24 protein-coding genes are annotated in these 24,562 nt (G+C 71.9%); 12 read left to right on the forward strand and 12 right to left on the reverse strand.

The annotated features are described in order from the left end of the window. Window positions 1-76 precede the first annotated feature (76 nt). Genes ADL08_RS21720 through ADL08_RS21765 form a run of 10 tightly spaced genes read right to left on the reverse strand, consistent with a single transcriptional unit; the run spans window position 77 to window position 10,125 of the window. Window positions 77-607 (reverse strand): hypothetical protein, encoded by a 531-nt coding sequence (locus ADL08_RS21720; protein ID WP_053645512.1) that lies wholly within the window; start codon window positions 605-607, stop codon window positions 77-79. After that, window positions 604-1,881 carry an MCE family protein gene (locus ADL08_RS21725; protein WP_053645514.1) on the reverse strand — a complete coding sequence of 426 codons (1,278 nt, stop codon included), beginning with the start codon at window positions 1,879-1,881 and terminating at the stop codon, window positions 604-606. The genes ADL08_RS21720 and ADL08_RS21725 overlap by 4 nt, the downstream gene beginning before the upstream one ends. Further along, window positions 1,878-3,173, reverse strand: coding sequence for an MCE family protein (locus ADL08_RS21730; protein WP_053645515.1), 1,296 nt, complete (start codon window positions 3,171-3,173; stop codon window positions 1,878-1,880). Before ADL08_RS21730 ends, ADL08_RS21725 begins: the two co-directional genes overlap by 4 nt. Then, complete coding sequence (locus ADL08_RS21735) at window positions 3,173-4,195, reverse strand: MCE family protein (protein ID WP_053645517.1); 1,023 nt, start codon at window positions 4,193-4,195, stop codon at window positions 3,173-3,175. Before ADL08_RS21735 ends, ADL08_RS21730 begins: the two co-directional genes overlap by 1 nt. After that, window positions 4,192-5,241: an MCE family protein gene (locus ADL08_RS21740; RefSeq protein WP_053645609.1), complete on the reverse strand. Its 1,050-nt coding sequence runs from the start codon at window positions 5,239-5,241 to the stop codon at window positions 4,192-4,194. The genes ADL08_RS21735 and ADL08_RS21740 overlap by 4 nt, the downstream gene beginning before the upstream one ends. Next, window positions 5,238-6,293, reverse strand: a complete 1,056-nt coding sequence (locus ADL08_RS21745; protein ID WP_053645519.1) for an MCE family protein — start codon at window positions 6,291-6,293, stop codon at window positions 5,238-5,240. Before ADL08_RS21745 ends, ADL08_RS21740 begins: the two co-directional genes overlap by 4 nt. Beyond that, entirely contained in the window at window positions 6,290-7,543 is a 1,254-nt protein-coding gene (locus tag ADL08_RS21750; RefSeq protein WP_053645521.1) for an MCE family protein, read from the reverse strand. Before ADL08_RS21750 ends, ADL08_RS21745 begins: the two co-directional genes overlap by 4 nt. A 1-nt stretch (window position 7,544) precedes the next feature. Continuing rightward, window positions 7,545-8,351 carry an MlaE family ABC transporter permease gene (locus ADL08_RS21755; RefSeq protein ID WP_053645523.1) on the reverse strand — a complete coding sequence of 269 codons (807 nt, stop codon included), beginning with the start codon at window positions 8,349-8,351 and terminating at the stop codon, window positions 7,545-7,547. Between the two features lie 5 nt (window positions 8,352-8,356). Beyond that, complete coding sequence (locus ADL08_RS21760) at window positions 8,357-9,121, reverse strand: MlaE family ABC transporter permease (protein WP_053645526.1); 765 nt, start codon at window positions 9,119-9,121, stop codon at window positions 8,357-8,359. Continuing rightward, on the reverse strand, window positions 9,118-10,125 hold the full coding sequence (locus ADL08_RS21765; protein WP_053645528.1) for an ABC transporter ATP-binding protein: 1,008 nt from the start codon (window positions 10,123-10,125) through the stop codon (window positions 9,118-9,120). Before ADL08_RS21765 ends, ADL08_RS21760 begins: the two co-directional genes overlap by 4 nt. Window positions 10,126-10,834: 709 nt before the next feature. Here ADL08_RS21765 and ADL08_RS21770 point away from each other — a divergent pair. The 6 genes from ADL08_RS21770 (at window position 10,835) to ADL08_RS21795 (ending at window position 16,959) form a co-directional block, all read left to right on the forward strand. Next, the gene (locus ADL08_RS21770) at window positions 10,835-11,476 is read left to right on the forward strand and encodes a hypothetical protein (RefSeq protein ID WP_053645530.1); all 642 of its coding nucleotides are present in this window, start codon (window positions 10,835-10,837) and stop codon (window positions 11,474-11,476) included. A 104-nt stretch (window positions 11,477-11,580) separates the two neighbouring features. Continuing rightward, window positions 11,581-12,216, forward strand: coding sequence for a hypothetical protein (locus ADL08_RS21775; RefSeq protein WP_053645532.1), 636 nt, complete (start codon window positions 11,581-11,583; stop codon window positions 12,214-12,216). Between the two features lie 87 nt (window positions 12,217-12,303). Further along, on the forward strand, window positions 12,304-13,935 hold the full coding sequence (locus ADL08_RS21780) for a DUF6801 domain-containing protein (protein WP_053645534.1): 1,632 nt from the start codon (window positions 12,304-12,306) through the stop codon (window positions 13,933-13,935). A gap of 54 nt (window positions 13,936-13,989) precedes the next feature. Next, on the forward strand, window positions 13,990-14,934 hold the full coding sequence (locus ADL08_RS21785) for a hypothetical protein (protein ID WP_053645536.1): 945 nt from the start codon (window positions 13,990-13,992) through the stop codon (window positions 14,932-14,934). Window positions 14,935-15,150: 216 nt separating this feature from the next. Next, window positions 15,151-16,362 (forward strand): helix-turn-helix domain-containing protein, encoded by a 1,212-nt coding sequence (locus ADL08_RS21790; protein WP_053645537.1) that lies wholly within the window; start codon window positions 15,151-15,153, stop codon window positions 16,360-16,362. Window positions 16,363-16,413: 51 nt separating this feature from the next. Continuing rightward, window positions 16,414-16,959 (forward strand): flavoprotein, encoded by a 546-nt coding sequence (locus ADL08_RS21795; RefSeq protein ID WP_053645611.1) that lies wholly within the window; start codon window positions 16,414-16,416, stop codon window positions 16,957-16,959. Between the two features lie 58 nt (window positions 16,960-17,017). On the opposite strand, the gene ADL08_RS21800 is transcribed toward ADL08_RS21795, so the two are convergent. Then, window positions 17,018-18,259 (reverse strand): acyl-CoA dehydrogenase family protein, encoded by a 1,242-nt coding sequence (locus ADL08_RS21800; protein WP_053645539.1) that lies wholly within the window; start codon window positions 18,257-18,259, stop codon window positions 17,018-17,020. 192 nt (window positions 18,260-18,451) lie between these two features. Between ADL08_RS21800 and ADL08_RS21805 the strand changes: the two genes are divergently transcribed. Next, window positions 18,452-19,099, forward strand: a complete 648-nt coding sequence (locus ADL08_RS21805) for a TetR family transcriptional regulator (RefSeq protein ID WP_053645541.1) — start codon at window positions 18,452-18,454, stop codon at window positions 19,097-19,099. Between the two features lie 86 nt (window positions 19,100-19,185). Here ADL08_RS21805 and def read toward each other — a convergent pair whose 3' ends face one another. Further along, window positions 19,186-19,746 carry a peptide deformylase gene (def, locus tag ADL08_RS21810; protein WP_053645543.1) on the reverse strand — a complete coding sequence of 187 codons (561 nt, stop codon included), beginning with the start codon at window positions 19,744-19,746 and terminating at the stop codon, window positions 19,186-19,188. Window positions 19,747-19,872: 126 nt separating this feature from the next. Here def and ADL08_RS21815 point away from each other — a divergent pair, with 126 nt between their 5' ends. From ADL08_RS21815 to ADL08_RS21835, 5 genes are all read left to right on the forward strand, one after another. Next, window positions 19,873-21,120, forward strand: a complete 1,248-nt coding sequence (locus ADL08_RS21815; RefSeq protein WP_053645544.1) for a Mur ligase family protein — start codon at window positions 19,873-19,875, stop codon at window positions 21,118-21,120. A gap of 19 nt (window positions 21,121-21,139) precedes the next feature. Further along, entirely contained in the window at window positions 21,140-21,868 is a 729-nt protein-coding gene (locus ADL08_RS21820) for a type 1 glutamine amidotransferase (protein ID WP_053645547.1), read from the forward strand. A gap of 158 nt (window positions 21,869-22,026) precedes the next feature. Then, on the forward strand, window positions 22,027-23,052 hold the full coding sequence (locus ADL08_RS21825) for a 6-phosphofructokinase (protein ID WP_053645549.1): 1,026 nt from the start codon (window positions 22,027-22,029) through the stop codon (window positions 23,050-23,052). Between the two features lie 124 nt (window positions 23,053-23,176). Further along, window positions 23,177-24,127 (forward strand): cytochrome c oxidase assembly protein, encoded by a 951-nt coding sequence (locus ADL08_RS21830; RefSeq protein ID WP_053645551.1) that lies wholly within the window; start codon window positions 23,177-23,179, stop codon window positions 24,125-24,127. Between the two features lie 174 nt (window positions 24,128-24,301). Then, entirely contained in the window at window positions 24,302-24,553 is a 252-nt protein-coding gene (locus tag ADL08_RS21835; protein ID WP_053645554.1) for a hypothetical protein, read from the forward strand. Window positions 24,554-24,562 lie beyond the last annotated feature (9 nt).

Here is a 24,562-nt window from a genome sequence, read left to right on the forward strand (position 1 = left end):
GTCTCGGGGGCCTCCAAGGTCTCAGGGGTCTCCGAAGTCTCCCGGGTCCGGCCGGTCGTTCCGCGCAGTAGTCGTGTCACTCGTCCCCGCCCTCCTTCCGTTCGCTCTCCTCCGCGCCGACGACGGGGACCGCGCTCAGGGCCGCGACCTTCCACGTGTCCTCGCCGGTGCGCGTCAGGACGGCTTCCAGGCGCTTGCGGTCGGTGGTCGGGGCGGCGCTCCCGCGCGGGGTGACCTCGACGCGTACGGTCGCGATGAGCTTCGCCGTGCCGGCCCGCGCGTCGAGCGCGGTGAGGGCGGCCTCGGTGACCGTGGCGCGCGCCGAGGCGCCCACCGCGGGCTCGGTGCGGCCCAGTTCGGTGCGGAGCGGGCCGGTGGAGGCGTCGCGCCAGGCCCGTACGCCCGCCGCGGCGCGCTCGCGGGTCGAGGCGTCGAGCGTGTTCAGCACGGTGAGGCGCTGCCGGCCCTCGGCGAGCGCGGCGTCCCGTTCGCGGCCGAAGGAGAGGCCCTCGTCGGAGCGGGCCTGCGCGTAGGTCCACGCGCCGGTCCCGCAGAAGCCGAGGGCGACGACGAGGGCGCCGGCGCCGAGGATCCTCGCCCGCCTCATCGCGTGCTCCCGCCGTTCAGGCCGAGGAGCCCGGCCATGTCCGTCGGCCCCGCGCCCTGGCCCGGCAGCGCGAGCGCGCCGGGCAGGGACTGCCGCTGCGAGCCCGCCGTACCGCTCGCGCTGCCCGAGGGCAGGGAGCCCGGCTTGGCCGGAGCGGGGACGGGGCCGCCCTTCGGGGCGTTCCCGGAGCCGCGCACGTTGACCCCGGCCGCGGCGGAACCCGTGCAGGCCGCGCCGGTGTTGAGGGCGGGCGCGGTCCCCAGGTCGAGGCCGTTGCGGTAGCGCGTGGCGCCGTACCCGGAGGTGCAGGGCAGCGGTTTGAAGAAGGTGACGGCCATGCCGAAGTTCACCTTTCCGCCGTCGACGGCGGTGGCTCCGGCCGAGACGGCCGCCGGGTACGTCACGAGCAGTTCCTCGATGCCGCGCTGCCGGGTGACGGCGACCTCCGAGGTGGTCAGGAGGTTGGCGAGGACGACGCCCAGGCTCGGGTCGAGGTCGCGCAGGAGGCCGCTGACCTGACCGGCCGCGTCGGGGGCGACGGTCAGGACGCGCCGCAGGTCGGCGTCGGAGCCCTTGAGGGCGGCGGCGAGGTCGCGCGCTCCGGTGGCGAAGCCCCGGATGGCGCGGCTCTCGTCGGCCTGGGTGCGCAGGACGACCTCCCCGTCGTCGATGAGCCGGACGGTGGACGGCAGCGCCCGGTCGGCGGCCCGGACGAACCCGCTGCCGCTGTCGAGGAGGACCTGGAGGTCGTCGCCGTGTCCCTCGAAGGCCTTGCCGAACTCGTCGACGACCGTGCGCAGGGACTCCAGCGGTACGGAGGAGGTGAGGTCGTTCATGCTCGCGAGCACGTCGGTGACCGGCGCCGGCACCTGGGTGTCGGTCTGCTCGATGCGGGCGCCGTCGGCGAGGTAGGGACCGCCGTCGCTCTCGGGACGCAGGTCGATGTACTGCTCGCCGACGGCGGAGAGCCCGGCGACCACGGCCCGCGCGTCGGCGGGGATCCGGGCGGCCGACTTCTTGATGCGCAGTTCGGCGACGACTCCTTCGGCGGTGAGGCCGATGTCGCCGACGCGGCCCACGGAGACGCCGCGGTAGGTGACGTCGGAGTGGGTGAACAGGCCTCCCGTACGGGCGAGGTGGACCTTGACGGTGTAGTGGTCGGCGACGCCGACGTGACGGCCGAGGTCCGCGTAGCGGATGCCGAGGAAGCCGAGGACGAGGACGGCGATGACGAGGAACGCGAGGTTCTTCAGCCGTACGGTACGGGTGATCACCGGTTCTCGCCTCCGTGGGTCGGGGTGCCGCCGGTGCGGACCGGGGGCAGCGGCAGGGCCGTTCCGGTGCCCTGTCCCCGGCGGGCGCCGGGCTCCGGCTCGGGCTCCGGCTCGGGCTCCGGCTCGGGCTCGGGCTCCGGGTCGGTCGTCTCCGGGGGCGACGGGGTGGGCTCGGGAGCGGGATCGGTCCCGGGGACCAGGGGCGGGATCACCTCGGTGCCGGGAGCGGCGGCGAGGTGCAGATAGGCGTTGAGGTAGTCGCCCTTGATGCCCCGCATCACCTCGTCGGTGAAGGGGTACGTCAGCAGGACCTGGAGCGATTCGGGCAGGTCGGCGCCGGCGTCCGCGAGCGCCTTCAGGGTCGGTGCGAGGGCCTTCAGATCGGCCACCATGTCCTTCTGGCTCGCGTTGACGGTGGAGACGGCGACGCCGGACAGGGTGTCCAGGGCCCGCAGCATGGTCAGCAGGGAGCCCCGTTGGTCCTCCAGCGTCTTCAGGCCGGGCGAGAGGCCGGTGAGGACGGTGTCGACGTCCTTCTTGCGTCCGGCGAGGGTGGCGGAGAGCCGGTTGACCCCGTCGAGGGCGCGGGTGATGTCGCCGCGGTGCGCGTCCAGGTTGCCGACCAGGGTGTTCACCCGCTTCAGCATCGAGCGGACCTCGGGCTCGCGTCCGCGGAGCGCCGCGTTGAGCTCGCGGGTGATGGTCTTGAGCTGGTTGACGCCGCCGCCGTTGAGCAGCAGGGACAGGGCGCCGAAGACCTCCTCGACCTCCGTGTTCCGGCTGGTGCGCGCCAACGGGATGACGCTGCCGTCGACGAGTTCGCCGCCGCTCCGGCGCGCGGCGGCCCGCTGGACGCCGTTCGTACCCGTGCCGCTCGCGTTCCCGCCCGGTGCGACGAGCTGGACGTACTTCTCGCCCAGGAGGCTGGACTGCTCCAGGCGGGCGCCGGAGTCGGCGGGCAGCCGGACGTCGCCGTTGATCTTCAGGATGACCCGGGCGGTCCAGCCGCCGGGCACCAGCTCGATGGCGGCGACGCGGCCGACGGCGACGTCGTTGACCTTGACCGCGGACTGCGGCGCGAGGCTCAGCACGTCGTCGAGTTCGGCGGTGACCGTGTAGGGGTGGGAGCCGAGGTCGGCGCCGCCGGGCAGCGGCAGGTCCTCGATGCCGTCGAACCGGATCGGGTTCGACGGGACCACGCCGAGGACGACGGCGATGCCCAGGCCGAGGGCGATCGTGCCGACGGCTCCGGCGCCGAGGAGCTTCCCGGAGGGTGAGGTGCCGCGTCCCATCACTCCCCCTTCCCGGTGCCCGCCGCGGAGCCGCCGGTCACCGGCAGCGGGAGCAGCGGTCCGCCCGTGCTGATCTCGTTGAGGTTGGCGCGGCCGTCGAGGGTGCGGGTGGCCGGGTTGTACGCGTTGATCAGGTTGCCCGCGGCGAGCGGGGCGACGTCGAGGGCCTCGGCGAGGGAGGCGCGCTGGTCGACGAGGACCTGGGTGAGGGGCACGAGCCGGTCGACGTTCTTCTTCAGCTCGCCCCGGTTGTCCTTGATGAAGGTCTTGACCTGGGCGAGGGCCTTGCCGAGCTCCTTGAGGGCGCCGGTGAGGTCGTCCTTGTTCTCGGCGAAGTAGCCGACGACCTCGTCCAGGCGTTCCTGCGCGGTGCGGACGTCGCCGTCCTTCTTCTTGAGCATGGTGGTGAAGGTCTGGAGCTGTCCGAGGCTGGTGAACAGCTGCTCGCTGCTGCCGTCGAGGGTCTTGGCGGCCTTGCCGAACTCCTCGATGGAGGTGCCGATGGAGGCGCCGTTGCCCTTGAGGTTCTTCGCGCCGGTGTCCAGCAGTTCGGAGAGGGCTCCGGCGGAGTTGGCGCCGTTCGGGCCGAGCGCCTCGCTCAGTTCGGTGATCGACGCGTAGAGCTGGTCGATCTCGACGGGGACGCGGTTGCGGGAGGCCGGCAGTTCGGCGCCGTCGGCGAGGGCGGGGCCGGTGCTGTAGGCGGGGGCGAGCTGGACGTAGCGGTCGGCGACGACGCTCGGGGCGACGACGGCGGCCCGGACGCCGGCGGGGACGCGGACGCCCTCGTCGAGGCGGAGCCGGACGCGGACGCGGGTGCCCTGCGGTTCGACGGACTCGACCTCCCCTACCCGTACGCCGAGGACGCGCAGGTCGGAGCCGGCGTAGACGCCGACGGCCCGGTCGAAGTACGCGGTGATGCGGGTGCCGTCGGGTTCGAGGACGCGTACGGCGACGAATCCGCAGGCGGCGAGCACCACGAGGGCGAGTCCGGCGACGAGGGGCGTTCTGGGCTTGGTCATCGTTCACCGCTCCCCTTGGCCGTCGCCGTCTGTTTCGGCGGCAGGCATCCGGTCGTGGGCTGCGAGGCTTCGGGCAGGTAGGTCCGGGGCACCACGCCGCACAGGTAGCTGTCGAACCAGCGGCCGTTGCCGAGGCTGTTGCCGACGAGCCGGTAGTACGGGCCGACGAGCGCGAGGGTCTGGTCGAGCCGGCCGCTGTTCTTCTCCAGGACGGCGGTGACGCGGCCGAGGGCCTTGAGGGTGGGGCCGAGCTGCCGGTCGTTGTCGCCGACGAGGCCGCTGAGCTGGGTGCCCAGTTCCCTGCTGCCCTTGAGCAGGGCGCGGATGGCGTCGCGGCGCTTCCTGAGCTCCCCGAGCAGGGAGCCGCCGTCCTCGATGAGCGTCTCGAAGCTGGACTTCTTGTCCTCCAGGGTCTTGGTGAACTTCTTGCTGTTCTCCAGGAGCCGGGCGAGTTCGGTGTCGCGCTTGGAGACTGACCTGGACAGTTCGGACAGGCCGGTGGCGGCGTTGCGGACGTGGGGCGGGGAGTTCTTGAAGGTGTCGGAGATGGTCTCGAAGCTCTTCGCGAGCTTCTCCGTGTCGATGTCGTCGACGGTGCCGCTGAGGTCCTGGAAGGCCTGCGTCACGTCGTACGGGGAGGTGGTGCGGGACCGGGGGATGCGGGTCCCGGGGTCCTGCGGGGCGGAGCCGAGGGGGTCGAGCGCCAGGTACTTCTCGCCCAGGAGGGTCTTGATGGCGATGGCGGCGGTCGACCGGTCGCCGACCCAGGCGTCGCCGACCTCGAACGTCACCTTGACCTTGGGTCCGTCGAGGGCGACGCCGGTGACCTTGCCGACCTTGACGCCGGCGACGCGCACCTCGTCGCCCTCGTCGAGTCCGGCGGCCTCGGTGAAGTCGGCGCTGTAGGCGGTGTCGCCGCCGACGAGGGGGAGCCGCTCCACGTTGTAGGCCAGGGCGGCGAGGAGGGCGAGGAGGAGGAGTCCGACGAGGGCGACGGCGACGGGGCTGCGCTCCTTGACCGGCTTGAGCCGGGGGCGGGGGCTCATCCGCGGCACCTCGATTCGGTCACGGTGACGCCGGTCGGGGGCTTGGAGCCGTCGGAGGTTCCCACGCCGCTCACGCGCGCCTCGCAGAGGTAGAGGTTGAACCACGACCCGTACGAGGAGAGGCGGGCCAGGGCGGTCATCTTGGCGGGGGTGTTGGCGAGGAAGGCCTCGATGCGGGAGGTGTGGTCGCCGAGGTTCCCGGAGAGCCGGCCCAGTTCGCGGATGTCCTTCTTGAGGGGGGCGCGTCCTTCCCGGAAGAGTCCGGCGGTCGTGGTGGTGAGGTCGCCGATGGCCTGGACGGCCTGGCCGAGGGGCTTGCGGTCGGCGTTGAAGCCGGTGACGAGCTTCTGGAGGGTGACGACGAGCTCGTTGAAGCCGGCCTCGCGGGTGTTGAGGGTGGTCAGGACGGTGTTGAGGTGGGTGACGACCCGGCCGATCACCTCGTCCTTGGCGGCGACGGTCTTGGTGAGGGAGCCGATGTGCCGCAGGAGGCTGTCGACGGTGCCGCTCTCGCCCTGGAGGACCTGGACGAGGGAGCCGGCGAGGTCGTTGACGTCGGCGGGCGAGAGGCCCTCGAACAGCGGCTTGAAGCCGTTGAACAGCAGGGTGAGGTCGAGGGCGGGCGTGGTGCGCTCCAGCGGGATGGTCTCCCCGGACTGGAGGCTTCCGGTCAGGTCGCCGCTGCCCCGGTCGAGGGAGACGTACCGCTGGCCGACCATGTTGAGGTACTTCACGGCGGCGGTCGCGGAGCGGGGCAGGGAGCGGTCCTCGCGGACCGTGAAGGTGACCTGGGCGGTGCGCCGTTCGACCACGCGGACGTCGGTCACCTCGCCGACCCTCACTCCGGCGATGCGGACGGAGTCGCCCTCGGCGAGGCCGGTGACGTCGGTGAACAGCGCCTTGTACGAGCGGGTGGCGGAGCCGACCCCGGTGTTGGCGATGCTGAAGCCGAGCACGGTGGTGGCGAGCGCCGTGACCAGGACGAAGGCGAGGGACTTCAGGACCGTGCCGGTCAGGCCGCGCCGGCGGGTGTGGGCGGACGGCTTCGTCATCGGAGGGTCACCTCCGCTCCGCGGAAGGCCGGTCCGGCGAGGAGGCTGCTCCAGTCCGGCAGGTCGCCGGGCCGTTTCTCCGCGGCGGGGGCGAGGAGTTCGTTGACGAGGTCGTTCTCCTGCGGGGAGTTGGCGGGCCCGAGGTCCTGGCCGGCGGCGGCGGAGGCCCGGGCGGCGGGTGCGGCCGGGACGCCGAGGTAGGGCACGGGGTGGCAGCGCGGGCCGCCGCCGGAGCCGTAGGAGGGGGTGTCGCGGCCGGGGACGTAGGCGCCGCGCGAGGGCACGGTGGTGACGTTCACGTGGAGCCCCGGCCGGTTCGTGCCCTTGCCGAGCGCCTTGTCCATGGCGGGCACGAACTGGGCGAGGGTGCGCAGGGTGCACGGGAAGGACGGGGAGTACTCGGCGAGCAGTTCCAGGGTGGGCCTGCTGGTGGCGCTGAGCCGGATGATGTTGTCCTTGTTCTGGCGCAGGAAGGCGGTCAGGTCCTGGGCGGTCCGGGTGGTGGCGCCGAGGGTGCCGGTCAGTTCGGCCTCCTTCTCGGCGAGGGTGCCGCTGGTGGTGGTGAAGTCGGTGAGCGCGGTGACGATGTCCGGGGCGGCGTCCGCGTAGAGGTGGCTGACCTTCACGAGTTCTTTCAGGTCGCGGTTGAGGGCGGGCAGGTGGGGGTTGAACTCGCGCAGGTGGGCGTCGAGCCGGCCGAGGGTGTCGCCGAGCTTGTCGCCGCGTCCTTCCAGGGCCTGGGAGACGGCCGACAGGGTCGCGGAGAGCTTCTGCGGCTGGACGGCGGTCAGCAGGGGCAGGACGTTGTCGAGGACCTGCTGGAGTTCGACGGCGTTGCCGGAGCGGTCCTCCGGGATGACGGCTCCGGGGCCGAGGGGCCGCGTCGAGGGGTTCCCGGGCGGTACGAGGGCCACGAACCGCTCGCCGAACAGCGTGGTGGGCAGCATCTGGGCGCGCACGTCGGAGGGGACGTGGTCCAGGGTGCCGGGCCGCATGGCGAGGGTGAGCCGGGCTCCGGTGCCGGTGGTGTCGATGGCGCGGACCTCGCCGACGACGACGCCGCGCAGTTTCACCTCGGCTCCGAGGTGCATCTCGTTGCCGACGCTGCCGGTCTCGACGACGACCGGGTCGGACGCGGTGAAGCGCTTGTCGTAGACGGCGACCGCCAGCCAGGCGAGCAGGGCGGGCACCAGCAGGAAGACGACGCCGGCGGACCGGCGGCGCAGGGTCGTGCCTCGGGTGTCGCTCATCTCACCCCGCCACCTTCACGGTCGTGGTCGCGCCCCAGAGGGCCAGCGACAGGAAGAAGTCGGTGACGCTGATCAGCACGATGGCGTTGCGCACGGAGCGGCCGACGGCGATGCCGACGCCGGCGGGGCCGCCGGAGGCGCGGAAGCCGTAGTAGCAGTGGGCGATGATCACCATCACGCTGAAGATCAGCACCTTGAGCACCGACAGGAGGACGTCCGTCGGTGACAGGAAGAGGTTGAAGTAGTGGTCGTAGGTCCCCGCCGACTGGCCGTTGAAGAGGACCGTGACGTAGCGGGAGGCCAGGTAGGAGGAGAGCAGGCCGATCGCGTAGAGCGGGACGATGGCGACGACGCCGGCGATGATGCGGGTGGTGACCAGGTACGGCATGGAGCGGATGCCCATGCCTTCGAGGGCGTCGACCTCCTCGTTGATGCGCATGGCGCCGAGCTGGGCGGTGAAGCCGGCGCCGACGGTCGCGGAGAGGGCGAGTCCGGCGACGAGCGGGGCGATCTCCCGGGTGTTGAAGTAGGCGGAGACGAAGCCGGTGAAGGCGGCGGTGCCGATCTGTTCGAGGGCCGCGTGGCCCTGGAGGCCGACGACGGTTCCGGTGAACAGCGTCATCGCGACCATCACGCCGATGGTGCCGCCGATGACGCCGAGGCCGCCGGAGCCGAAGGCGACCTCGGCGAGCAGCCGTTGCACCTCCTTGAGGTAGCGGCGCAGGGTTCGCGGGATCCAGAGCAGGGCCCTGACGTAGAACAGGAGCTGGTCACCGGAGCGGTCGAGCCAGACGAACGGGGAGGCCATCGGCCTCAGCCTCCCTTCGGCGGGACGATCTGCAGGTAGATGCCCGTCAGCACCATGTTCACGAAGAACAGCAGCAGGAAGGTGATGACGACGGACTGGTTGACGGCGTCGCCGACGCCCTTGGGGCCGCCGCGGGGGTTGAGTCCCCGGTAGGCGGCGACGATGCCCGCGATGAACCCGAAGATCAGGGCCTTGAGTTCGCTGATGTAGAGGTCGGGCAGCTGGGCGAGGGCGGAGAAGCTGGAGAGGTAGGCGCCGGGGGTGCCGCCCTGGAGGACGATGTTGAAGAAGTAGCCGCCCAGGGTGCCGACGACGGAGACCATGCCGTTGAGGAGCACGGCGACCGCCATGGTGGCGAGGACGCGCGGGACGACCAGGCGCTGGACGGGCGAGACGCCCATGACCTCCATGGCGTCGAGCTCCTCCCGGATCTTGCGGGAGCCGAGGTCGGCGCAGATGGCGGAGCCGCCGGCGCCGGCGATCAGGAGGGCGACGATGAGCGGGCTGGCCTGCTGGATGACGGCGAGGACGCTGGCGCCGCCGGTGAACGACTGGGCGCCGAGCTGCTGGGTGAGCGAGCCGACCTGGAGGGCGATCACGGCGCCGAACGGGATCGAGACGAGCGCGGCCGGCAGGATGGTGACGCTCGCGACGAACCAGAACTGCTCGATGAACTCGCGGAACTGGAAGGGGCGCCGGAAGACGGCCCGGGTCACCTCGGCGGCGAGGGCGAAGAGGCGGCCGGTCTGCCGCAGCGCACCGGTGATCACGAGCCGCTCCCGGCGGCCGGCATGCGCGGGGTGGGCGCTCCGGCACCGCGCGCGTAGGTGTCCTGGATGGCGGCGCGGGCGGCGGGCGGCAGCCGGTCGAGCATGCCGAGGACCCGTTCGCGGCGGCGGGCGACGGCCGCGCGGGGCGGCAGGCCGGGCGAGGGTTCGAGCTGCGGGACGATGACGCGGGGCACATCCGTCCGTACGGCGCCGTCCGCCTCGGCGGCGAGGGTGGCGGCGTCCTTCTCCTCGGACATGCCGATGGGGCCTTCGCGGCGGCCGGCGAGGAACTGGGTGACGACCGGTTCGTCGCTGGTGAGGAGGACTTCGCGGGGGCCGAAGGTGACGAGCTCGCGCCGGAAGAACATCCCCATGTTGTCGGGGACGGTGGCGGCGATGTCGAGGTTGTGGGTGACGATCAGCATCGTCGCGTCGATCCGCGCGTTGAGGTCGATGAGCAGCTGGGAGAGGTACGCGGTGCGGACGGGGTCGAGTCCGGAGTCGGGTTCGTCGCACAGGACGATCTGCGGGTCGAGGACGAGGGCGCGGGCGAGGCCGGCGCGCTTGCGCATGCCGCCGCTGATCTCGCCCGGCAGTTTCCCCTCCGCGCCGAGGAGGCCGACGAGTTCGATCCGCTCCATGACGGTGCGGCGGATCTCCGACTCCCGCTTGCGGGTGTGCTCGCGCAGCGGGAAGGCGATGTTGTCGAACAGGGTCATGGAGCCGAAGAGGGCCCCGTCCTGGAACATGAGGCCGAAGAGCTTGCGGGTCTCGTAGATGTCGCGTTCGGGGCTGCTGACCATGTCGACCCCGTTGATGAGGACACGGCCCCGCTGGGGTTTCAGCAGTCCTATGAGCGATTTCAGGAAGACCGTCTTACCGGTACCGGAAGGGCCGAGCATCACGCTCACCTCTCCGGCCGGCAATGTCAGCGTCACGTCCTGCCAGATGTTCTGCTTGCCGAAGGACATGGTCAGACCCTCAACGACTACTTCGATTCCCATACCACCTCCAGCAGGCGCGAGTCGGGCGTGCACCGCGGGCGCACGTTAAGTCGGTGCGGATCACCGGGACAATAGGCGCGTCGCCGCGATCCTTGATCCATTGCCGTTCTTGTCACCGTGGAGACAAAGTCGGGAGCGGTCTTTGTCTCCGCCGAGATACAGCGGGCATCGCTTCTCCTCAAGGCCCGGCGAGCGGGTCTCCGCCACCGGAGTCCCGCTCCGGAGCGGCGGCCGGACCGGCCCGTGGGTACGCGCCGACCTGCGACTGAGCGCCGCCCGGGGAACGTTACGGCCGAGTAACCTCCCGGGGCAATACCGGGCTCCGAGTTTTCGGAAGACAGGGAAGAACGGCCTGATATTTGTCATCGGGGAAACAGTTCCGCCATCCGACTTGTCATCGGCAAGAGCGAATACGAGCCTCTTCGGGGCTGTCGGGACCGCTGCGACACGGCTTGTTACCGACCCTTGGGTGATCGATCATAATTGTCGACATTGCGCACCCCGGAACCAAGCCGGTTCCCGCTACCGCTCACCCGCCTGACAGGCAATAGGCCAACTTGAAAGAATCATGGACTTCGCCATTGTTCAGCTAAGTTTCCCGCAAGTAACGTCAGGTTTCGCGGCCAGGGAACGGCAGGCCGCCGGCCGCTCGTCCCCCTCCAACGCGGCCACCCCTCTGCTGGTCAATCCCCAAGGAGAGCCCGGAGTCATGAAGAAGCCCATCGGAAAGATCGCCGTCGTCGCCGGAGCCGCCTCGGCCGCGTTCGCCCTCGCGGTGTCCCCGGCCTCGGCCGTGCCCTCGACGGTCTGGACCGTCAGCCCGGCGCCGTCCCCGGTCGCCGCCTCCGCGACCAACAGCGGGAACATCGTCCTGAGCGTCAACGGCATCGCCATGACGTGTACGAAGTCGACCGCCACGGCCTCGATGTTCAGCGCCACGGGCAACCCGGCGACCGTCGCCTCCATCAGCGCCATCGCCTTCGGCGCCAGCGGCGCGCCCTGCACCAGCGTCCTGGGCACCGTGTCCACCGTCGCGACCACTCCCTGGACCATCGTGGCGCAGGACTACACCGCCGGGACCGGCGTCACCAAGGGCTACGTCGGCAACGTCGACGCCAAGGTGACCGTCGGCGCCTGCGTCTTCCGCGTCACGGGCAAGGCGTCCGGCACGTACACCAACTCGACGGGCAAGCTCTCCGTCAACAGCCTCGCCGGCGAGCTGACCGTCGTCTCGTCGACCGGCTGCGGCAGCGCCGTCCCGGTCGGCGCCAAGCCGACCTTCAAGGGCGACTACCTCGTCAAGAAGACGGGCACCACCGTCATCCCGACGATCGTCGGCTCCAACCCGTAAGGCGCGACCTCCCGCGTCCGCCCGGCCGGCGATCCCGGCCGGGCGGACGCGGGCCTGTCCGTGCCTCCGACCGCAGGTCACTTCCCGAGGAGACCCTCCCCACCATGAAGAAACCGACCGGAAAGCTCGCCCTCACCGCGGGGGCGGTCACGTCCGCGCTCGTCCTCACGGCGGCCCCCGCCTCGGCGGCGCCCTCGACCGTCTGGACGGTCGGTCCCTCGCCGGTCGGCGTCTCCCTGTCGAACGGCGCGAACATCGTCATGAGCGTCAACGGCATCACCTGGACGTGTACGAAGTCGACCGCCACGGCCACGTTGCGGAGCGCCACCGGCAACCCGGCGACCGTCGGCACCGTCGGCTCCATCGCGTTCGCCGCCGCCGGAGCCCCCTGCAGCAGCGTGCTGGGCAACATCACCCTGGTCCCGACCACCCCCTGGACCTTCGTGGCGCAGGACCACACCGCCGCGACCGGCGTGACCAAGGGATACCTCGGCGACGTCGACATGAAACTGACCGTCGGCGCCACGGTCTTCCGCGTGCGGGGCAAGGCCTCCGCCACCTACACCAACGCGACGGGCAGGCTGGTCGTCGACAACACCGCCGGCGAACTCCCCATCGTCGAGTCGCTCAACGGCGGTTCGGCCTTCCCCGTCGGCGCCGGTCTGCTCATCAAGGCCGGCTATCTCGTCAAGAAGACGGGCACCACCACCGTCCCGACGATCGTCGGATCCCAGCCGTAAGGCACGACCTCCCGCCTTCGCGGGCTGTCCGCACCCTTCGCCGGTCCCCGTCCCGCCGGCGCACGACCGATCCGAGCGGAGCACCAGATGAGAGGCCTCCGGCCCTTCCCCCGACCCTCCCGCGCGCGCGGCGCGGCGATCGCCGCGTTCGTGGCACTCGCCCCGCTGCTTCCGGCCGCGGTCGCCGCGGCGGAGACGCTGAAGGTCGACACCGCGCTGCCCTATGTCTGCGCCCTGCCCTCGGGACAGCGACCCGTGACGGTGCGGATCACGGCGGCCTTCCCCGAACGGGCCGCCACCGGCGAGGAGATACGCCCGACCGACGTCACCACGACGGTGGAGCTGCCCGCGGCGGCCGTGGCCGACCTGACCGCGCTCGGGGCAGCCGCCGTACGGGCGGAGTCACGGCTCACGGTCGGCATGGTCCAGAACGGACAGCGCGCGGAAGCGACCTGGAGCGGTACGGCACAACCCGTCGGCGTACCGGCCGAGGGTCCCCTCGCGCTCGCCACGACCGGCGACGTCCCCTCCCTGACGACGGACACCGCCGGCGACCTGGTCCTCACCGCCGGGGACCTCGCCCTCGATCTCGCCCCGAGCACGGCCGACGGCGCGGCCACCGCTCCCCCGTCCCTCTCCCTCACCTGCACCCCCGACCCGGACGCGGAGGGCGGCACGCCGCTCGTCACGGTCCCGGTCGCCACCGGCACTCCCACCACGGAACCGAGTTCCCCTCCCGCGTCACCGGCCGGCCCCTCGTCGCCCGCCCCCTCGCCCGGCCTCCCCCTGCCGTCCCTCCCGCCGAACCGAACGCCCCCGGCGAGGCCGGAAACCCCGAACGGGACGAGCGGCGCCCCGACGGGCCCGCGGACCGACCAGCGGGAGGGCCGGGGACCGGGGGCGGCCGACGCGGACGCGCCCGGCGCCCCGGGAGCCCGGCCGGCCGCGCCGCCCTGCGTGACCGAGAAGCCGACCCCCATGTCGCTGTCGGCGTACATCACCGGATACTCCAACGTCCGGAAGCTGAACGGCGCCAACATCATCCCGGTGTCCTGCGTCCTCATCGAGCAGGGCCAGGCGGAGTTCGTGGTCCGGCCGGACGGGAGCATGCACCTGCTCACCCCGTCGGAGGGCGCCCTCTCCTACCAGGGACGCAAGGAGACCCCGCCCTTCAAGGCCACCTTCCTGACGTTCGGCTTCGCCCCCACCACGGCGACCCTGGTCCTGGAACAGACGGGACCCATGACCGTCGACTCGGACGTCCTCCTGGTCTTCCCCGACAACATCTCCGAGACCTACGTCCGGGTCCCCCTGGTCCTGCGCGTCCTCGGCGTCGAGGTGAACGGCACCCCGCTGGACGTCGGCCCCTCCTGCCGTACGGAGAAGCCGCTCACCTCGCACGAGCCCGACCCCGCCAAGTACCCCGGAGACCATCTGGTGCTCCTGGGCAAGGGCCGGCTCATCAACGGCACCGACGCCGTCGGCTACCTGCTCTCCAGCGGCGGCCCGCTCACCGGGGAGGTGACCATCCCCGCCTTCAAGGGCTGCGGAACCAAGGGCGAGTCCCTCGACCGGCTCCTCACCGCGTCCATCTCCGGCCCCGGCAACCACGTGAAGCAGATCCAGGGCCAGACCTGCAACGTCGGCGTCGAGGAACCCACCATGGAGAACTGCACCGAAGACCTCCAGCCCCGCCAGGTGCCCAGGCCCGAACGCTGATCCCCCGCACGTTCCGCCCCCCTCTCATCCCCTCTCGCCGGAAAGGCCTCCGCCATGCCCCTCGTCTCCCGCCGCACGAAGACGGCCGCCGTCTCCGCCCTCACCGCCCTCGGCGCCTTCGCCTCCATGGGCACGGCCACCGCCGCCGCTCCCGAACTGAACGGCGGCTGGGGGCCGTTCACCCGCTGCCCGGTCGACGCCCCGGCGATGCTCGCCACCGACGGCCTCGACAAGGCGCCGCAGTGCGTCACCTCCTTCTCCCTCAGCGGCTCCATCAAGCTGGGCAAGACGACCGTGAACACGGGGAGGACCAACCTCCAGCTCGGCACCATCCAGAACGCCGACGGCACCAGCGCGGTCGTCGCCCCGCCCGCCGGCGCGATCATCGCCGACTCCGCCACCGTCCCCGGCGGCCTGCTCGGCCTGATGTGTCCGAGCGACATCCCGTTCATCACCAGCATCTGCAAGCAGCTGTCCGACGGGAAGCTCAACAAGATCACCGCCACCATGGAGTCGGTCGGCTCCCCCTCGGACTTCGACCAGATCGCGGGCGTCCTCACCGACCAGCCGATCGTCACCCTCCCGGTCCGGATCCACCTGGAGAACCCGTTCCTCGGCAGCAACTGCTACATCGGGACGAAGGCCAACCCGATCGTCCTGCGCCCGCGCAACTTCACGGCGCCCGAGTTCGGCGTCGAGCGCTTCGACGCCGACGGCACCGCGAACGAGGAGGGCGACCTGAGCCGCCTCAACCTCCTCGGCTCCACCCAGGGCGACAACACCTTCGCCGTCCCCGGCGCCAGCGGCTGCGGCCTCGGGCTGCTCGGCCTGATCGACGGCGCGGTCAACCTCAAGACGGGCCTGCCCTCCCCCGCCGGGAAGAACAGCCTCGTCCTCAACAACACCCAGACCTATCTGACCGGCCTGTACGCGCCGGGCGTCGTCGCCCCCGACGCCGGGAAGATCTTCTCCCGGAGCTGGCACTCCGCCGTCAAGTAACAGCCACTCAGGGACGATTCCCGGCCTAGTCGGCGGCGCACGCCCTCCCGGGGACACCAACTCCTGCGCAAGTTGTGTACACCACCCAGCAGTTGTCCTAGCTTCAGCAGTCCCCGCAGGTACGCACCTGACGGCCGTGGCGGCGCCCCGTACTCCGGGCAGGGCGCCGCACCGCCGTTCCCCCACCGGTCGCGCAGAAGAGCAAGGGATCGGTCCATGCCCGCTATCGCACAGCCGCCGAGCGTCGGTGAACCCCTCGACCCGCTCCCCCGGGAGTTCGCCGATCTGATGAGGCCGGAGATCCCCGGACTCATCAAGGAGATCGGCGTGGAGGTCCAGCGGACCTATCCCGTGTACGCCCACCTCTTCAACGGGCCCCACTCGGACGCGATCCGCCAGGGCGTGGAGCAGGCCCTGGCGGCCTTCGTGGACCGGGTCGCCGACCCCGGGACGAACTCGGCCCTCCGCGACGAACTGCTGCGCAAGTTCGGCCGGGTGGAGGCCTACGAGGGCCGCGACCTCGACACCCTGCAGGGCGCCTACCGCCTCGGCGCCCGCATCGCGCTGCGCCGGGCCAAGAGCATCGGGCGCACGTACAACCTCTCCCCCACCCTCATCCTGGCCTTCGCGGACGCCCTCTTCGCCTACGTCGAGGAGCTGGAGGCGCTGTCCCGCGAGGGATACGTCATGGTCCAGGGGCGGGCGGTGTCCGACACGGCGGCGCTGCGCAGACAGCTCCTCCACCTCGTCCTCGCCGGTCCGCCGCTGCCCCGGACGACCATCGCCGAGCTGTGCCGCGAGGCCTCCTGGGAGCTGCCCGCCGAGTGCACGATGGTCGCCTTACGGGCCCCGGTCGCCGAACTCGTCCAGGCCGGCCTCGACCGGGACGTCCTCGCCGACCTCAGCCTCCCCCAGCCGCACGTGCTGATCCCCGGCCCGCTGACCGCCGAGCGCCTCGCGATGCTCGAATCGGCGCTGGCCGGCACCCCCGCCGTCGTCGGTCTGACCGTGCCTCCGGCGCAGGCCGCCCACTCCGTCCGCTGGGCGCGGCGCGTCCTCCAGCTCATCGACGACGGCCTGGTGGCGGACGCTCCCCTCGTGCACTGCGAGGAGCATCTGACAACGTTGTGGTTGCTCTCCGACCCGGCGCTCACGCACCACCTCGCCGCACGCGAACTGGCCCCGCTCGACGGGCTGTCCGGAAGCCGGCGCGACCGGCTGATCGAGACCCTGCGCGTCCACGTCTCCACCCGGGCCCCGGCCGAGCAGGTCGGCGAGATGCTGGGCGTGCACGCCCAGACGGTCCGTTACCGCCTGCGGAACCTGGACAACCACTTCGGCGACCGGCTCCTCGACCCCGACCGCCGCTTCGCCCTGGAGGCAGTCCTGCGCTCGCTGCACCTCCGCGACAAGAAGCGGAAGGACTGAGTCCGAACCGGGGCCGCTTCCCCATGACTTCCGTATGATCGGATGGCGGTCATGAACGATCGGACCCTGTACCTGTTCAGCAGTGCCGCCCCACCCGTCTTCGACGTCGCCCGGGTCGTCGAGGAGGCGCAGGCCGACGGCTGGGACGTGTGCCTCGGCCTCACGCCGACGGCGGCCCGCTGGCTCGCCGGCTCCCTCGACGGCCTCGCCGCCCTCACCGGGCACCCCGTGCGCTGGGACCACCCGTTCCCGGGCCAGGCGGACGTGTGGCCGGAGCCGGACGCGATCGTCGTCGCGCCCGCCACCTTCAACACGGTCAACCAGTGGGCGCTCGGCCTCACGGCCACGTGGCTCGTCGGGGTGGTGGCCGAGGGCATCGGGAAGCGGACCCCCATGGCGGTGATGCCGTGCGTGAACTCCGCGTACGCCGCGCACCCCCGGTTCGACCGGTCGCTCGACATCCTGCGCGGCGCCGGGGTGCGGGTCCTGTACGGCGAGGCGGGGTTCGCGCCGTACGAGCCGGGCCGGGAGGATCCGGCGGCCTACCCGTGGCGGACCGCCCTGGACGCGGTCGGGGACGTGCTCCGGCCGTTCTGACGCGGACGCCCCGCACCCGGAGGGGGTGCGGGGCGGGCAGGCGCCACCGGCACCTGACTTACTTGGCGATGGTCCGGCTGATGACCAGGCGCTGGATCTCGCTGGTGCCCTCGAAGATCGTGTAGATGGCGGCGTCGCGGTGCATGCGCTCCACCGGGTACTCGCGGGTGTAGCCGTTGCCGCCGAGGATCTGGATGGCCTGGGCGGTGACCTCCTTGGCGACCTCGCTGGCGTACAGCTTGGACATGGAGCCCTCGGCCGAGGTGAAGGGCCGGCCGGCCGTCGCCATCCAGGAGGCGCGCCAGACCAGCAGGCGGGCCGCGTCGATCCGGGTGGCCATGTCGGCGAGCTGGAAGGCGACGCCCTGGTTCTCGATGATCGGGCGGCCGAACTGGACGCGGGTCTTCGCGTAGTCGAGGGCCACCTCGTACGCGGCGCGGGCGGTGCCGACGGCCATGGCGCCGACGGCGGGGCGGGAGGCCTCGAAGGTGGCCATGGCGGCGTTCTTCACGCTCCCCCAGCCTTTGGCCGGGGGGACCCCCATGCCGCCCGCCTTCGCCTTCTCCCGGGCGCGGGCGAGGCGCTCGTCCAGCTTGTCCTTGCCGCCGAGCAGGCAGTGGCCGGGGATCCGGACGTCCTCCAGGACGACCTCGGCGGTGTGGGAGGCGCGGATGCCGTGCTTCTGGAACTTCTGGCCCTGGGAGAGGCCGGGGGTGTCCGGCGGCACGATGAAGGAGGCGTGGCCCTTGGAGCCGAGCTCCGGGTCGACGACGGCGACGACGACGTGGACGTTGGCGATGCCGCCGTTGGTCGCCCAGGTCTTGGTGCCGTTGAGGACCCACTCGTCCTTGGCCGCGTCGTACACGGCCCGGGTGCGCATGGAGGCGACGTCCGAGCCGGCGTCGGGCTCGGAGGAGCAGAAGGCGGCGACCTTGACGTCGTTCGCGTCGCCGTACATCTGCGGGACCCAGGTGCCGATCTGCTCCTCGGTGCCGTTGGCGAGGACGCCGACGGCGGCGAGGCCGGTGCCGACGATGGAGAGGGCGATGCCCGCGTCGCCCCAGAAGAGCTCCTCCATCGTCATGGGGATGCCGAGGCCGGTCGGGTCGAAGAACTGCTGGGCGTAGAAGTCGAGGGAGTAGATTCCGAGCTTGGCCGCCTCCTGGATGATCGGCCAGGGGGTCTCCTCACGCTCGTCCCACTCGGCGGCCGCGGGGCGCATGACGTCGGCCGCGAAGCCGTGGAGCCAGTCGCGCACCTGCTTCTGGTCCTCGTTGAGTTCGAACGTGAACTCGCCCATTTTCCCTCCCAGCAGTATGTTACTTGCGGTAACAGCAGTCTGTTACCGCCGGGTAGGGGCTGTCAACCTGCGGGGAAGCGGTTCGGCCCGGCCCGCATCCGGACCGGACCGGGTGTTACGTTGCGACGGCCCGACAAACACAGGACCGCGCAACCGCGGGACCGAGAACCGTACGGCCGGGGAGACAGGCACATGGACATCGCGCACCGGACCACCGACCAGCAGACGCCCGCCGAGCAGCGGCGGCGCGAACTGCTGGAGGCGGCGGACCGGGTGGTGCTCCGGGACGGCCCCAAGGCCTCCATGAACGCGATCGCGGCCGAGGCCGGCATCACCAAGCCGATCCTCTACCGGCACTTCGGCGACAAGGGCGGTCTCTACCGCGCCCTCGCCACCCGGCACACCGACGCGCTCCTCGACGCCCTGCGGGCCGCGCTCGACGCCCCCTCCGACCGGCGCCGCCGGGTCGAGTCCACCCTCGACACCTACCTCGCCTCGATCGAGGCGATGCCGCAGGTCTACCGCTTCCTCATGCACCCCGCCGAGGAGCCCCACCAGAACGAGCAGGGCTTCGACGTCGGCCGCCACTCGGCCCCGCTGCTGCGCCGCATGGGCGAGGAGCTCGGCCAGGTCATCGCCGAACGCGTCGACCTGGGCCCCGCCGCCGAGGCCCAGGCCCGGATCTGGGGCCACGGCATCGTCGGCATGATGCACGCGGCCGGCGACTGGTGGCTCGGCGAGCGCCCCTGCTCCCGCGCCGAGCTGGTCCACAGCCTGGCGGACCTCCTCTGGGGCCGTCTGGCCGAGGCCGACGACCGCGCGGACGGACCGGGCTTCTAGGGCCCGCCCGGAGGCCTCGCCGGGAGGCCCCTCGCCGGGAAGGCCCCCGTTCGGCGGGCCCGCCCGGAAGGCCCGTGAAGGACCCCTCAGCCCTTCAGTACCGACGCCCCGCCGCCCCACGGCTGCTTGCGGACCGCACGCAGCAGACGTGACCTCCGCCACCCCGTGACGTGGTCCGCGTAGACCCCGCCCGCCAGGTGGTCGGCCTCGTGCTGGAGGCAGCGGGCGAAGAAACCCGTGCCCTCGACCCGTACCGGAGCCCCGTCCAGGTCCACGCCCTCCACCACCGCGCGGTCGAAACGGGGCGTCGGGGCCTCCAGGCCCGGCAGGGAGAGGCACCCTTCCGGCCCCCTGACCACGTCTCCGTCCGTCTCCACCAGGCGCGGGTTCACCACGTGCCCCAGGTGGCGGACCTCCTCGTCGTCGGGGCAGTCGTACACGAAGACCCGCAGGCCGACGCCCACCTGGTTCGCCGCCAGGCCCACCCCGTTCGCCGCGTACATCGTGGCGAACATGTCCTCGACCAGCCGGGCCAGTCGGGGTCCGAAGTCGGTGACGGGCGCGCAGGGCGCGTGCAGCACGGGATCGCCGAGCAGGGTCATCGCTCGGACCAGGCCGGAACTGCCGGGGATGGGGCGGTTTCGCATGCCGGTAAGGGTACGGTCCGCCGTGACCTGCCTGTTTCGTAGGATCGCTCGGCGGTGCCGCTGTTCGGGCTCCTGGCCGGATCTCGATAGGCTGAGCCCGGACCGACGCGAGGAGGAACAAGAACGATGTCAGGACACCCCGGTAATCCAGAGCCGCTGTCGCCGCGCGCCAAGCTGGCCGTGACGGCGGGCAGGGCCGCGGCCGCGGTGTCGCGGGCGGCGGGTCGCGGAAGCGGATCGGTGATCGGCGGCAAGGTCGCGCTGAGGCTCGACCCCGACCTCCTCGGGCGCCTCGCCCAGCATCTGGACGTCGTCCTGGTGTCGGCGACCAACGGCAAGACGACGACGACCCGGCTGATCGCGGAGGCCCTGCGCGCCGCCGGCCCCGTCGTCTCGAACGCGCTCGGCGCGAACATGCCCGCGGGCATCACCTCGGCGCTCGCCGGCGGCTCGGACTCCAAGTACGGCGTGATCGAGGTCGACGAGAAGTACCTGGCGGGCGTCGCCCGGGACACCACGCCCAAGGCGATCGCGCTGCTCAACCTCTCCCGCGACCAGCTCGACCGCGCCGCCGAGACCCGGATGCTCGCCGAGAAGTGGCGCGAGGGCCTCAACGGCACCAAGGCCGTGGTCATCGCCAACGCCGACGACCCGCTGATCGTGTGGGCCGCCTCCTCCTCCCCGAACGTGGTGTGGGTCGCCGCGGGCCAGGAGTGGAAGGACGACGCCTGGTCGTGCCCCGCCTGCGGCGGTGTGATGCAGCGCCCCGGCGACGACTGGTTCTGCGGCGAGTGCGGCTTCCGGCGCCCCGCGCCGAGCTGGGCGCTCAGCGGCGACCACGTGCTCGACCCGCACGGTTCGGCCTGGCCGATCCGCCTCCAGCTGCCCGGCCGCGCCAACAAGGCGAACGCCACCAGCTCGGCCGCCGTCGCCGCCGTCTTCGGGGTGCCGCCGCAGGTGGCCCTGGAGCGCATGTACCAGGTGCAGGCCGTCGCCGGCCGCTACGACGTGGTCTCCTTCCAGAACCGCGACCTGCGTCTGCTCCTGGCGAAGAACCCAGCCGGCTGGCTGGAGACGTTCTCCCTCATCGACGGCCCGCCGGCCCCGGTGATCCTCTCCGTCAACGCGCGCGGCGCCGACGGCACGGACACCTCCTGGCTGTGGGACGTCGACTACGGCCGGCTCGCCGGCCACCCGATCATGGTGATCGGCGACCGCCGGCTCGACCTGGCGGTCCGCCTGGAGGTCGCGGGCGTGGACTTCCGCGTCTGCGACACCCTCGACGAGGCCGTCACGATGGCCCCGCCCGGGCAGATCGAGCTGATCGCCAACTACACCGCCTTCCAGGACGTCCGCCGCCGCGTCGGCAACTGACCCGTAGAGGACATGCAGCATGACTGACAGCAGCCTGCGCCTGGTCTGGGTCTACCCGGACCTGCTCAGCACCTACGGCGACCAGGGCAACGTCCTCGTCGTCGAGCGCCGTGCCCTCCAGCGCGGCCTCAGCGTCGAGCGCGTCGACGTCCGCAGCGACCAGCCGGTGCCGACCTCGGGCGACATCTACCTGATCGGCGGCGGCGAGGACCGTCCGCAGCGGCTCGCGGCCGAGCGGCTGCGGCGGGACGGCGGCCTGAGCCGGGCCGCCTCCAACGGCGCGATCATCTTCTCGGTCTGCGCCGGCTACCAGATCCTGGGCCACGAGTTCATCAACGACCTCGGCGAGCGCGAGGCCGGCCTCGGGCTCATCGACGTGATCTCGACCCGCGGCGAGGGCGAGCGGTGCGTCGGCGACGTCCTCGCGGACATCGACCCGCGCCTGGGCCTGCCCCAGCTGACCGGGTTCGAGAACCACCAGGGCATCACCCACCTCGGCCCGACGGCCCGGCCGTTCGCCCGGACCGTCCTCGGCAAGGGCAACGGCACCGGCGACGGCACCGAGGGCGCGTACAACGACACCGTCTTCGGCACGTACATGCACGGCCCCGTCATGGCCCGCAACCCGCAGATCGCGGACCTGCTCCTGAAGCTGGCCCTCGACGTGAACGCGCTGCCGCCGACCGACGACCGCTGGTACGAGGCGCTGCGCGCCGAGCGCATCGCGGCGGCCACGCAGCCCGCCTGACCCGCCCGCACGGCCCGTCCGCGCCCCTCGTACGCACGTACGCTGTCCACGGTGCGGACAACCGGTTCGGCCCCGCCACCCCGCGGCGATAGGGTGGCGGGGATCCAGCCGGACGACGTGGTCCGGGAGTCGGCCCACGTTGCAAAGGTTTTTGGGCTATGCGCATTGGCGTGCTCACCTCCGGCGGAGACTGCCCCGGTCTGAACGCTGTCATCCGGTCCGTCGTGCACCGTGCCGTGGTGGACCACGGCGACGAGGTCATCGGCTTCCACGACGGGTGGAAGGGCCTCCTGGAGTGCGACTACCGCAAGCTGGACCTGGACGCGGTGGGAGGCATCCTCGCCCGCGGCGGCACCATCCTCGGCTCCTCGCGGGTCCAGCCCGCGCACCTGGTCGACGGCGTCGAGCGCGCCCGGGGCCACGTCGCGGACCTCGGACTCGACGCCATCATCCCGATCGGCGGCGAGGGCACCCTGAAGGCGGCGAACCTGCTCTCCGAGGCGGGCCTCCCGATCGTCGGCGTCCCGAAGACCATCGACAACGACATCGCCTCCACCGACGTCACCTTCGGCTTCGACACGGCCGTCACCGTGGCCACCGAGGCCCTCGACCGGCTGAAGACGACCGCCGAGTCCCACCAGCGGGTCCTGGTCGTCGAGGTCATGGGCCGCCACACCGGCTGGATAGCGCTGCACTCCGGCATGGCGGCCGGCGCGCACGCCGTCGTCGTCCCCGAGCGCCCCTTCGACATGGACGAGCTGACCGCCCGGGTCGGCTCGCGCTTCGCGGACGGCAAGCGGTTCGCGATCGTGGTGGTCGCGGAGGGCGCGAAGCCGCGCGAGGGCTCGATGGAGTTCAAGACCGCCGGCACCGACATCTACGGCCACGAGCGCTTCACCGGCGTCGCCAACCAGCTCTCCGTGGAGCTGGAGCGGCGGCTCGGCAAGGAGGCCCGTCCGGTCATCCTCGGCCACGTCCAGCGCGGTGGGACCCCGACCGCGTACGACCGCGTCCTCGCGACCCGCTTCGGCTGGCACGCGGTGGAGGCGGCGCACCGCGGCGAGTTCGGCATGCTGACCGCGCTGCGCGGCACGGACATCGCGATGGTCCCGCTGGCGCAGGCCGTGGAGACCCTCAAGACGGTCCCGGCCGACCGCTACGCCGAGGCGGAGTGCGTGCTCTGACGGCTCCCGTGCGCGACCGTACGCCTTCCCGCACGTGACACCCGCCCCCGGTCGTGATCGCGGCCGGGGGCGGTTCTAGTCTGGTGCGGACAACAAGCGCGAATCGGGCTCCAGGAGTGTACGGATGGATCACAGCGGGCACGGCATGACCACGGACCTGCCGCCGTTCACGCTGGGGCGGGGCCTGGAGTTCTCTCCCGACCTCTTCTTCCTGGTCGGCTGCCTCGCGGCGCTCGGCCTGTACGGGTGGGGCGTGGCGCGGCTGCGGCGGCGCGGGGACGCGTGGCCGGTGAGCCGGACGGTGTTCTTCGCGGTCGGCGTCCTCACGGTCGCCCTCGTGACGTGCACCGGGCTCAACGACTACGGCATGGTCATGTTCAGCGTGCACATGGTGCAGCACATGGTGATCTCCATGCTGTCGCCGATCCTGCTGCTGCTCGGCGCGCCGGTGACGCTGGCGCTGCGGGCGCTGCCGGTGGCGGGCCGGGGCTCGACCGGGCCGCGCGAGCTGCTCCTGAAGCTGCTGCACAGCCGGTACACGAAGGTGGTCACGCACCCCGGCTTCACGATCCCGATGTTCATCGCGAGCCTCTACGCGCTGTACTTCACGCCGCTCTTCGACTTCCTGATGGGGTCGAAGCCGGGGCACATCGGGATGATGGTCCACTTCCTGATGGTCGGCGTGGTGTTCTTCTGGCCGATCATGGGCGTGGACCCGGGCCCGCACCGGCCGGGGTACGTGATGCGGATGCTGGAGCTGTTCGCGGGCATGCCGTTCCACGCCTTCTTCGGCATCGCGCTGATGATGGCCTCGGAGCCGATGGTCCAGGTGTACGCGAACCCGCCGGCCTCGCTGGGGATCGACGCGCTCGCCGACCAGAACGCGGCGGGCGGCATCGCCTGGGCGTTCAGCGAGATCCCGTCCGTGCTCGTCCTCATCGCCCTCGTCTACCAGTGGTACCACTCCGAGCAGCGGCAGGCGGTCCGCAAGGACCGGGCGGCCGACCGGGACGGGGACAAGGAGCTGGAGGCGTACAACGCGTACCTGGCCTCGCTCCGGGCGCGGGGGAACTGACCTCCGGAGAGTCGTGGACGGGTCCGGTGCCGGGTGTGGCGCCGGGCCCGTTCCGCGTGGAGGAACCGGTTTCCGGCGCACGCCGGAGCGTCCGGGGAGTAGCGCGCGCCCCCTCCTCCGGGTCACGATGGTCGGAACGGCTTCCGCGGCCTCGGTCGGGAGGAGGGCGGACTGATGTCCGGTCCCACGAAGACGATGACGGTGCTCACCTGCGCCGCGCTGGTGCTCACGACGGCGTACACGGTGGCGCTCGGCAGCAGCGGCTGGCTCTGGTTCGGTCTGCTGGTGCTGATCGTGGTGACGATCGGGGTGGCCGCGTCGGAGAGCGGGGCGGCCTCCGCCGGCCCGCGCCGGCGCCCACCGGAGCGCCCGGGGCCCTCGGGCCCCACAGGTCCCATGGGTCCCATGGGACCCACCGGTATCTGACCCGCGTGC

The sequence above is a fragment of the Streptomyces sp. NRRL F-6492 genome (assembly GCF_001280125.1).
Lineage (GTDB): Bacteria > Actinomycetota > Actinomycetes > Streptomycetales > Streptomycetaceae > Streptomyces.

Bases quoted from the DNA above. Each gene is read 5' to 3' on its own strand.
- ADL08_RS21765 (WP_053645528.1), bottom strand. From the start codon at position 10,125: ATGGGAATCGAAGTAGTCGTTGAGGGTCTGACCATGTCCTTCGGCAAG.
- ADL08_RS21745 (WP_053645519.1), bottom strand. From the start codon at position 6,293: ATGACGAAGCCGTCCGCCCACACCCGCCGGCGCGGCCTGACCGGCACG.
- ADL08_RS21720 (WP_053645512.1), bottom strand. From the start codon at position 607: ATGAGGCGGGCGAGGATCCTCGGCGCCGGCGCCCTCGTCGTCGCCCTC.
- ADL08_RS21740 (WP_053645609.1), bottom strand. From the start codon at position 5,241: ATGAGCCCCCGCCCCCGGCTCAAGCCGGTCAAGGAGCGCAGCCCCGTC.
- ADL08_RS21770 (WP_053645530.1), top strand. From the start codon at position 10,835: ATGAAGAAGCCCATCGGAAAGATCGCCGTCGTCGCCGGAGCCGCCTCG.
- ADL08_RS21775 (WP_053645532.1), top strand. From the start codon at position 11,581: ATGAAGAAACCGACCGGAAAGCTCGCCCTCACCGCGGGGGCGGTCACG.
- ADL08_RS21830 (WP_053645551.1), top strand. From the start codon at position 23,177: ATGGATCACAGCGGGCACGGCATGACCACGGACCTGCCGCCGTTCACG.
- ADL08_RS21730 (WP_053645515.1), bottom strand. From the start codon at position 3,173: ATGGGACGCGGCACCTCACCCTCCGGGAAGCTCCTCGGCGCCGGAGCC.
- ADL08_RS21790 (WP_053645537.1), top strand. From the start codon at position 15,151: ATGCCCGCTATCGCACAGCCGCCGAGCGTCGGTGAACCCCTCGACCCG.
- ADL08_RS21750 (WP_053645521.1), bottom strand. From the start codon at position 7,543: ATGAGCGACACCCGAGGCACGACCCTGCGCCGCCGGTCCGCCGGCGTC.
- ADL08_RS21785 (WP_053645536.1), top strand. From the start codon at position 13,990: ATGCCCCTCGTCTCCCGCCGCACGAAGACGGCCGCCGTCTCCGCCCTC.
- ADL08_RS21835 (WP_053645554.1), top strand. From the start codon at position 24,302: ATGTCCGGTCCCACGAAGACGATGACGGTGCTCACCTGCGCCGCGCTG.
- ADL08_RS21825 (WP_053645549.1), top strand. From the start codon at position 22,027: ATGCGCATTGGCGTGCTCACCTCCGGCGGAGACTGCCCCGGTCTGAAC.
- ADL08_RS21795 (WP_053645611.1), top strand. From the start codon at position 16,414: ATGAACGATCGGACCCTGTACCTGTTCAGCAGTGCCGCCCCACCCGTC.
- ADL08_RS21815 (WP_053645544.1), top strand. From the start codon at position 19,873: ATGTCAGGACACCCCGGTAATCCAGAGCCGCTGTCGCCGCGCGCCAAG.
- ADL08_RS21805 (WP_053645541.1), top strand. From the start codon at position 18,452: ATGGACATCGCGCACCGGACCACCGACCAGCAGACGCCCGCCGAGCAG.
- ADL08_RS21735 (WP_053645517.1), bottom strand. From the start codon at position 4,195: ATGACCAAGCCCAGAACGCCCCTCGTCGCCGGACTCGCCCTCGTGGTG.
- ADL08_RS21780 (WP_053645534.1), top strand. From the start codon at position 12,304: ATGAGAGGCCTCCGGCCCTTCCCCCGACCCTCCCGCGCGCGCGGCGCG.
- ADL08_RS21800 (WP_053645539.1), bottom strand. From the start codon at position 18,259: ATGGGCGAGTTCACGTTCGAACTCAACGAGGACCAGAAGCAGGTGCGC.
- ADL08_RS21820 (WP_053645547.1), top strand. From the start codon at position 21,140: ATGACTGACAGCAGCCTGCGCCTGGTCTGGGTCTACCCGGACCTGCTC.
- ADL08_RS21755 (WP_053645523.1), bottom strand. From the start codon at position 8,351: ATGGCCTCCCCGTTCGTCTGGCTCGACCGCTCCGGTGACCAGCTCCTG.
- def (WP_053645543.1), bottom strand. From the start codon at position 19,746: ATGCGAAACCGCCCCATCCCCGGCAGTTCCGGCCTGGTCCGAGCGATG.